The following is an 8,851-nucleotide window of genomic DNA, read 5'->3' as shown; positions in this document are numbered from 1 at the left end:
CCCACACCCGGGAAGGCCGCGAGACGGGCGGTCACCGCGTCGGCGGACAGGTCGATCGACGCCATCGTGCCCGTGCCCCGCAGCACCGTCAGCGCCCGCGACCGCAGCGCCACGGCCTTCGCCGCGTCATCGAGGCTGAGGATGCCCGCGACGCAGGCGGCGCCGATCTCGCCCTGCGAGTGACCGATCACCGCAGCCGGCGTGACACCGGCGTGCTGCCACACCGCCGCGAGGGCGACGCCGACGGCCCACAGCACCGGCTGCACGACCTCCACCCGCTCCAACCACGACTCGTCCTCACCCGTGAGCACCGAGACAAGGTCGACATCGAGGTAGGGGGCCAAGGCGCCTTGGCACTCGGTCAGCTTCGCGTCGAACACCGGCGCACGACCCACCAGGCCGGCCGCCATCCGCGCCGACTGGGCGCCCTGACCCGGGAACACGAACACCGGACCCGCGCCGTGCGACGACACGCTGCCCGCGACGACGTTCCCCGCCGGCGCGCCCGACGCCACCGCGTCCAGCCCCGCCAGCAGGCCCTCGACGGTCGACCCGACCACGGCGGCCCGCTGGTCGAACGCCGACCGGGTGGTGGCGAGCGACCAGGCCACGGCGCTCGGGTCCAGGCCGTCGTGCTGCCGGACGTGGCGGGCCAGCCGGGCGGCCTGACCGGCGAGGGCACCCTTCGAGCGCGCGGACATGGGCCAGACGACGACGTCCGAGGCCAGCAGCCCGGGGCCGCGTTCCGCGTCGGGCTCCGCGCCCCCGGCGGGCGGCTCCTCGGCCGTCTCGATGATGACGTGCGCGTTGGTGCCGGAGATGCCGAACGACGACACCGCCGCCCGGCGCGGCCGGTCCACCGCCGGCCACGGCCGGGACTCCGTCGCCAACTCGACCGCGCCGGAGGCCCAGTCGATGTGCGGGGACGGCTCGTCCACGTGCAGCGTCGCGGGGACCACGCCCGCCCGCATGGCGAGGACCATCTTGATCACGCCGGCGACGCCGGCGGCCGCCTGGGTGTGCCCGATGTTCGACTTCACCGAGCCGAGCAGCAGCGGCTCGTCCCGGTCCTGCCCGTACGTGGCCAGCAGGGCCTGGGCTTCGATCGGGTCGCCGAGGGTGGTGCCGGTGCCGTGCGCCTCCACCACGTCCACCTCCGCCGCCGACAGCCGCGCCGAGGCGAGGGCCTGCCGGATCACCCGCTGCTGCGAGGGGCCGTTGGGGGCGGTCAGGCCGTTGGAGGCGCCGTCCTGGTTGACCGCCGAACCCCGCACGATCGCCAGCACCTCGTGGCCGTTGCGCCGGGCGTCCGACAGCCGCTCCACCAGCAGCACCCCGACGCCCTCGCCCCAACCCGTGCCGTCCGCGCCCGCCGCGAACGCCTTGCACCGGCCGTCGGCCGCCAGGCCCCGCTGCCGGGAGAACTCCACGAACAGCCCCGGCGTCGCCATGACGGTCACGCCACCCGCGAAGGCCAGGTCGCACTCGCCGCGCCGCAGCGACTGCACCGCCAGGTGCAACGCCACCAACGACGACGAACACGCCGTGTCCACCGACACCGCCGGCCCCTCCAACCCCAACGCGTACGCCACCCGACCCGACACCACACTCGCGGCGTTGCCCGTGCCCGCGAACCCCTCCACCTCGTCCGCGCCGGCCACCATCAACAGGGCCCCATAGTCCTGACCATTCGTGCCCACGAACACCCCTGTTCGCGAACCCCGCAACCCCGCCGGGTCAACCCCTGCCCGCTCCACCGCCTCCCACGACGCCTCCAACAGCAACCGCTGCTGCGGGTCCATCGCCAGGGCCTCGCGCGGCGAGATCCCGAAGAAGCCCGCGTCGAACTCGGCGGCCTCGTAGAGGAAGGCACCGCTGCGGACGTAGGAGGTGCCGGTGGAATAGGGGTCGGGGTCGTAGAGCCGGTCGACGTCCCAGCCCCGGTCGCCCGGCAGGTCGGACACGGCGTCCCGGCCGGCGCGCAGCATGTCCCAGAACCGCTCGGGGTCGTTGGCCCCGCCGGGGAAGCGGCAGGACATGGCGACGATGGCCACCGGCTCGTCGTCGCCGAGCGCCACGGGGGCGGTCTCCGCCGTCGCGGCGGCCCCGCCGCCCAGCTCCTCGTGCAGGTGCCGGGCGAGCGCGGTCGGGGACGGGTAGTCGAAGACCAGGGTGACCGGCAGCCGCAGCCCGGTGGCGGTGGCGAGCCGGTTGCGCAGCTCCACCGCGGTCACCGAGTCGAAGCCGAGGTCGCGGAACGCGTGGTGCGGGTCGACGGCCTGGCCGTCGGCGTACTTGAGGACCATGGCCGCCTGGTCGCGGACCAGGTCGAGCAGCGCCTGCTGGCGCTCGGCGGCGCTCAGCCGGGTGAACGCGGCGGCGGGGCCGGCCTCGTCGGCCTGCTTCGCCTCGGCGATGCCCTTGGTCCTGGCGAGCGCCTGCGCCTCGGGGATCTCGGCGATCAGCGGGCCGGGTCGGGTCGCGGTGAACGCGACGTAGAACCGGTCCCAGGCGATGTTCGAGATGGTCAGGAACGTCTCGTCGTGCTCGACGGCCTGGTGCAGGGCGGCGACGGCGAGCCGCGGGGGCATCTCGGGGGCGCCGTGACGGTGCAGCATCCGGCCGAACTCGCCGTCCGCCATGCCGCCGCCGCCCCAGGCGCCCCAGCCGATGGAGGTGGCGGGCAGGCCGAGGCCGCGCCGGTGCTCGGCGAGGGCGTTGAGGAACGCGTTGCCGGGGGCGTAGTTGCCGACGCCGGAGCTGCCGACCGTGCCGGCCATCGAGGAGAACAGGACGAACGCGTCGAGGTGCCGGTCACGGGTCAGCTCGTGCAGGTTGAGCGCGGCGGTGACCTTCGCGCTGAGCGCGTGGTCGACCTGGTCGAGGGTCAGCGAGTTGATCACCGAGTCGTCGAGCACGGCGGCGGTGTGCACGACCGTGGTCAGCGGGTGCTCGGGCGGCACGTCCGCGAGGACGGCCGCGAGCGCGGAGCGGTCGGCGGCGTCGCAGGCGGCGACGGTGACGCTTGCGCCGAGGCCGACGAGTTCGGCCTCCAGCTCGGCGATGCCCTCGGCCTGCCGGCCGCGCCGGCTGAGCAGCACCAGGTGCGCGGCGCCGTTGGCGGCGAGCCAGCGGGCCATGTGCCCGCCGAGCGCGCCGGTGCCGCCGGTGACCAGGGCGGTGCCGGTGGGCCGCCACTCGCGGGTGGCGGGCGCGTCGCCGATCGGGGCGTGCAGGAGCCGCCGGCCGAACGCGCCGGCCCGCCGTAGCGCGACCTGGTCCTCCCCGTCGCCGCCGGCGAGGACGCGGACCAGCCGGCGGCCGGCGGCGTCGTCCAGCTCGTCGGGGAGGTCGACGAGGCCGCCCCAGCGGTCGGGGTGTTCCAGCGCGGCGACCCGGCCGAAGCCCCAGGCGAGCTGCTGGAGCGGGTGCGGCAGCGGGTCGCCGGGGTCGGTGGAGACGGCGCCCCGGGTGAGGCACCACAGCGGCGCGCGCAGGCCGGCGTCGCCGAGCGCCTGCGTGAGGGTGACGGTGCCGGCGAAGCCGACCGGCACCGAGGGGTGGGCGGGGGCCGGGGCCTCGTCGAGCGCCAGCAGCGACAGGATCCCGGCGGGCGCGCCAGCGCCGGCGAGGTCGCGCAGCCGGGCCGCCAGGGCCGCGCGGTCCGTGCGGTCGGTGTCCAGCGCCAGCGGTACGACGGTGCCGCCGTGCCGTTCCAGCGCGTCCCGGCAGAACGCGGCCTGGGCGGCGGCGGTGTCGTCGGGGCCGGTGAGCAGCCACCACGTGCCGGTGACGGCGGGCGCGCCGGGGCCGTCGGCGGCGACGGGCAGCCAGCTGTCCCGGTACCGCCAGGAGTCGACGGTGGCCTGGTCGCGGTGCCGGCGCCGCCAGGCGGCGAGGATCGGCAGCACGTCGGCGAAGGCGGCCTCGGGCACGCCGCCGGCCTCGGCCGGGTCGGCGAGTTCGGCGGCGAGGGCGGTCAGGTCCGCCGCCTCGACGGCGGCCCAGAACCGGGCGTCGACCTCGTCGTCGGCGACCGGGCCGGCGGCGGTGGGGGCGGCGGCCTCGGCGGGCCGCGGCCAGTAGAGCTGCCGCTGGAACGGGTAGGTGGGCAGGTCCCGGCGGCGGCCGGCGAGGCCGGCGAACGCGGGCCGCCAGTCCACCGGCGCTCCCCCGGCGTACACCTCGGCGAGGGCGCGGAGGAAGCGGTCGAGGCCGCCCTCGCCCCGCCGCAGGGTGCCGGTGACGGTGGCCGCGCCGGGGTCGGCGGCGGCCAGCTCGACGCTCTCCTGCACGGCCATGGTGAGCACCGGGTGGGCGCTGACCTCGACGAAGGTCTGGTAGCCGGCGGCGACGAGACTGCGCACCGCCTCGTCGAAGCGGACGGTCTGCCGCAGGTTGCGGTACCAGTAGTCGGCGTCGAGGGCGGCGGCGTCGAGCCAGTCGCCGTCCACGGTGGAGCGGAAGCGGACGTCGCCGGCGCGGGGGCGCAGCCCGGCGAGCAGTTCCAGGAGCTGCTCGCGCAGCGGCTCGACGTGGCGGGAGTGGGAGGCGTAGTCCACCGGGATCCGGCGCACCCGCACCTCGCGGGACTCGTAGTGGGCGACGAGGTCGTCGAGGGCGGCGCTGTCGCCGGAGACCACGACGGAGGTGGGGCCGTTGACGGCGGCGAGGGCGACCCGGCCGCCCCAGCGGGCGATCGTCTCCGTGGCCTCGTCGGCGGTGGTGGCGACGGAGACCATGCCGCCGTCCCCGGCGATGCCGGCGATGATCCGGCTGCGCAGCGCCACCACGGCCGCCGCGTCGTCGAGGGTGAGCGCCCCGGCGACGTACGCGGCGGCGATCTCGCCCTGGGAGTGGCCGACGACGGCGGCCGGGCGCACCCCGTACGACTCCCAGAGGGCGGCGAGCGAGACGCTCACCGCGAACAGGGTGGGCTGCACGACGTCGACCCGGTCCAGCGACGGGGCGTCCGGCGCGCCGCGCACCACGTCGGTCGGCGACCAGTCGACGTACGGGCGCAGCGCGTCGGCGCAGGCGGCGAACCTCTCCGCGAAGGCGGGGGCGGTGTCGAGGAGTTCGGCGGCCATGCCGACCCACTGGGAGCCCTGGCCGGGGAAGACGAACGCCACCTCGCCCGGCGTGCCGGGGACGCGGGTGACGGTCCGCGGGGTGGGCCGGCCGTCGGCGAGCGCGTCGAGGGCGGCGGTCAGCTCGTCGCGGGCGGCGGCGAAGACGACGGCCCGGTGGTCGTGGGACGCGCGGGTGGCGGCCAGCGACCAGCCGACGTCGGCCAGCGCGGCGTCGTCGACGGTGTCGAGGTGGGCCCGCAGGTCCCGGGCGCGGGCGGCGAGGGCGTCGGCGGTGCGCCCGGAGAGCACCCAGGGCAGCTCGCCGGCCGGCGCGGCGGACTCCGGCTCGGACTCCGGCTCGTCGGCGGGGGCCTGTTCGAGGATGGTGTGCACGTTGGTGCCGGAGATGCCGAACGACGACACGGCGGCGCGGCGTACGCCGTCGGCGGGCTCCCAGGGGCGGGCGGCGGTGAGCAGCTCGACGCCGCCGGCCGACCAGTCGACGTGCGGGGTGGGCTCGTCGACGTGCAGGGTGGGCGGCAGCACCCCGTGCCGCATCGCCAGGACCATCTTCATCACCCCGGCGACGCCGGCGGCGGCCTGGGTGTGGCCGATGTTCGACTTGATGGAGCCGAGCCAGAGCGGCCGGTCGGCGGGGCGGTCCTGGCCGTACGTGGCGAGCAGCGCCTGCGCCTCGATGGGGTCGCCGAGGGTGGTGCCGGTGCCGTGCGCCTCGACGGCGTCCACCTGGTCGGCGGTGAGCCCGGCGTTGGCGAGGGCCTGCCGGATGACCCGCTGCTGGGCGGGACCGTTGGGGGCGGTGAGGCCGTTGGAGGCACCGTCGGAGTTGACGGCGCTGCCGCGCAGCACGGCGAGGACGGGGTTGCCGTCGCGGCGGGCGTCGGAGAGCCGCTGGAGCACCAGCAGGCCGACGCCCTCGCCCCAGCCGGTGCCGTCGGCGGCCCCGGCGAACGGCTTGCACCGGCCGTCGGCGGCGAGGCCGCGCTGCCGGGAGAAGCCGACGAAGATGCCGGGGGTGGCCATCACGGTGGCGCCGCCGGCCAGGGCGAGGTCGCACTCCCCCGCCTGGAGGGCCTGGGCGGCGAGGTGCATCGCGACCAGCGACGACGAGCAGGCGGTGTCGACGGTGACCGCCGGGCCGTGCAGCCCGAAGGCGTACGCGAGCCGGCCGGAGATGACGCTGGCGGAGGTGCCGGTGGCGAGGTAGTTCTCGTCGACGTCCCCGGCGGCCATCAGCAGCGAGCCGTAGTCCTGGCCGTTGGTGCCCACGTACACGCCGGTGCGGCTGCCGCGCAGCGCGGTCGGGTCGATCCGGGCCCGCTCGAACGCCTCCCACGTGGTCTCCAGCAGCAGCCGCTGCTGCGGGTCCATGGCGAGGGCCTCGCGGGGGCTGATACCGAAGAAGGCGGGGTCGAACTCGCCGGCTCCGTTGACGAAGCCGCCCTCCCGCACGTAGCTGGTGCCGAGGTGCTCGGGGTCGGGGTGGTACAGCTCGGCGAGGTTCCAGCCGCGCTCGGCGGGCATCAGGCTCATCGCGTCGGTGCCGGTGGCGACGAGGTCCCAGAGCTGCTCGGGCGAGGCGACGCCGCCGGGGAACCGGCAGCTCATCGCGACGATCGCGATCGGCTCGCGGTCGCGGCCGGCGCCGTCGGCGACCACCTCGCCGGTGGCCTGGCCGGCGCTGCGGGCGTGCAGGTGGGCGGCGAGTTCGGCGACCGTGGGGTGGTCGAAGACGAGCGTGGCGGGCAGGGTCGTGCCGGTCTCGGCGGTGAGCCGGTTGCGCAGCTCGACGGCGGTGAGCGAGTCGAAGCCGAGGTCGCGGAACGTGCGGTCGGGCAGCGGCTGGCCGGCCGGGTAGCCGAGCACGACGGCGGCCTGGGTGCGGACGAGGTCGGTGAGCTGCGGCAGGGACCGGCCGACCACCACGGCGCGGGCGGGCCCGGTGGGCACGGCGGGCACCCCGGGCAGGGCGGCGATCAGCGGGGTGGGGCGGCCCCAGGCGGCGGCGAGGCGTCCCCAGTCGACGTCGGCGACGGTGAGCGCGGGCTCGGCGGCGTTGACGACCCGGCCGAGGGCGGCGACGGCCTCGGCGGCGGGGAGCGGGTTGATGCCGCCCCGGGCGAGGCGGGCGGTCAGGGCGGCGGTCGCGGCGGCCATGCCGTCCTCGGCCCAGGCGCCCCAGGCGATGGCGGTGCCGGGCAGCCCCTGGCCGCGCCGCCAGGCCGCGAACGCGTCGAGGTAGGCGTTGGCGGCGGCGTAGTTGCCCTGGCCGGCGCTGCCGACGACCCCGGCGAGGGAGGAGAAGAGCACGAACGCGTCGAGGTCGCGGCCGGCGGTGGCCTCGTGCAGCACCCGGGCGGCGCGGACCTTGCCGTCGAGGACGGTCTGCATGCGGGTCAGGTCGAGCCCGTCGAGGACGCCGTCGTCGACGACCCCGGCGGTGTGCACGACGGCGGTCAGCTCCGGCAGGCCCGCCACGAGGGCGTCGACGGCGGCTCGGTCGGTGACGTCGCACGCCACCACCCGCACCGCGCCCAGCTCGGCCACCAGCTCCGCCGCGCCCGGCGCGTCCGGGCCGCGCCGCGACGCCAGCACCACCTCGCCGGCACCGTTGGCCAGCAACCAGCGCGCCACGTGCCGACCCAGCGCACCCGTACCGCCGGTCACCAGCACCGTGCCGGCGGGCCGCCAGCCCGACCCGGCCGGCGGCGCGGCCGGCACCAGCCGCCGCCCGAAGGTGCCCTGCGGGCGGATCGCCACCTCGTCGTGGCCGGCGTCGGCGAGTACGGCGAGCAGCGCGTCCCCGGCGCTCCGGTCGACGCGGGCGGGCAGGTCGACCAGGCCGCCCCAGCGGTCCGGCTGTTCGAGGGCGACGACGCGGCCCAGCCCCCAGGCCAGGGCGGCCCAGACGTCGGCGGCCCGCTCCGTCGCGGTGACCGGCATCGCGTTCCGGCTGAGCGCCCACACCCGTCCCGGCAGGCCGGTGTCGGTGAGCGCCCGGGTGAGGGTGAGCAGCGCGGCCGCGCCGGCGGGCACCGCCGGGGTGTGCGCCGGGGGCCGGTCCTGCCGGGGCAGCACGCAGAGCACCCCGGCCCAGCCGTCCGCGCCGATCCGGCGCAGCCGCTCACCCAGGTCGGCGCGGCCGAGGGTGGACGCCACGGTCAGCGTGTCCACCCGGGCGCCCGCCTGGGTCAGGGTCTTCGCCACGCCCGCGTCGGCGCCGCTGTCGACGGTGACCACCAGCCACCGTCCGGACAGCCGGGTCGCCGGGGCCGGCCGCACCGGCTCCCACGCGACCCGGTACGACCACCCGTCGAGGGCGGTGTCCCGCGACCGGTGCTGACGCCAGCGCGCCAGGAGCGGCAGGGCCGGGCCGAGCGCGTCCAGGTCCTCGGCGCCGTCGCCGAGTTCGGCGGCGAGGGCGGCCAGGTCGCCCCGCTCGACGGCGGCCCAGAACTCGGCGTCGCCGCCCTCCGGAGCGGCCTGCTTCGTCGGCGTGCCCTCCGGCCAGTAGCGCTGGTGCTGGAAGGCGTACGTGGGCAGGTCGACGCGGCGCGCGCCGGTGTCGGCGAACCACGACTGCCAGGTCACCGGCACGCCGTGCACGTGCAGCTCGGCGAGGGCGTGCAGCAGCGCGTGCGCCTCGGGCCGGTCCCTGCGCTGGGCGGCCACGGCCAGCACGGCGTCGCCGGGCAGCACGTCGGCGGTCATCGCGGTCAGGACGCTCTGCGGGCCGACCTCCAGGAACGTGTCGACCC

1 protein-coding gene is annotated in these 8,851 nt (G+C 77.1%); it reads right to left on the bottom strand.

What is annotated here, in order from left to right; genetic code table 11:
- Window positions 1-8,851 (bottom strand): type I polyketide synthase (locus ACWENR_RS27745; RefSeq protein WP_452279897.1); only part of this gene is annotated, 8,851 nt, incomplete at both ends.

Source organism: Micromonospora sp. NPDC004336, from assembly GCF_053602615.1.
This window is presented reverse-complemented; position numbering and strand designations above follow the sequence as displayed.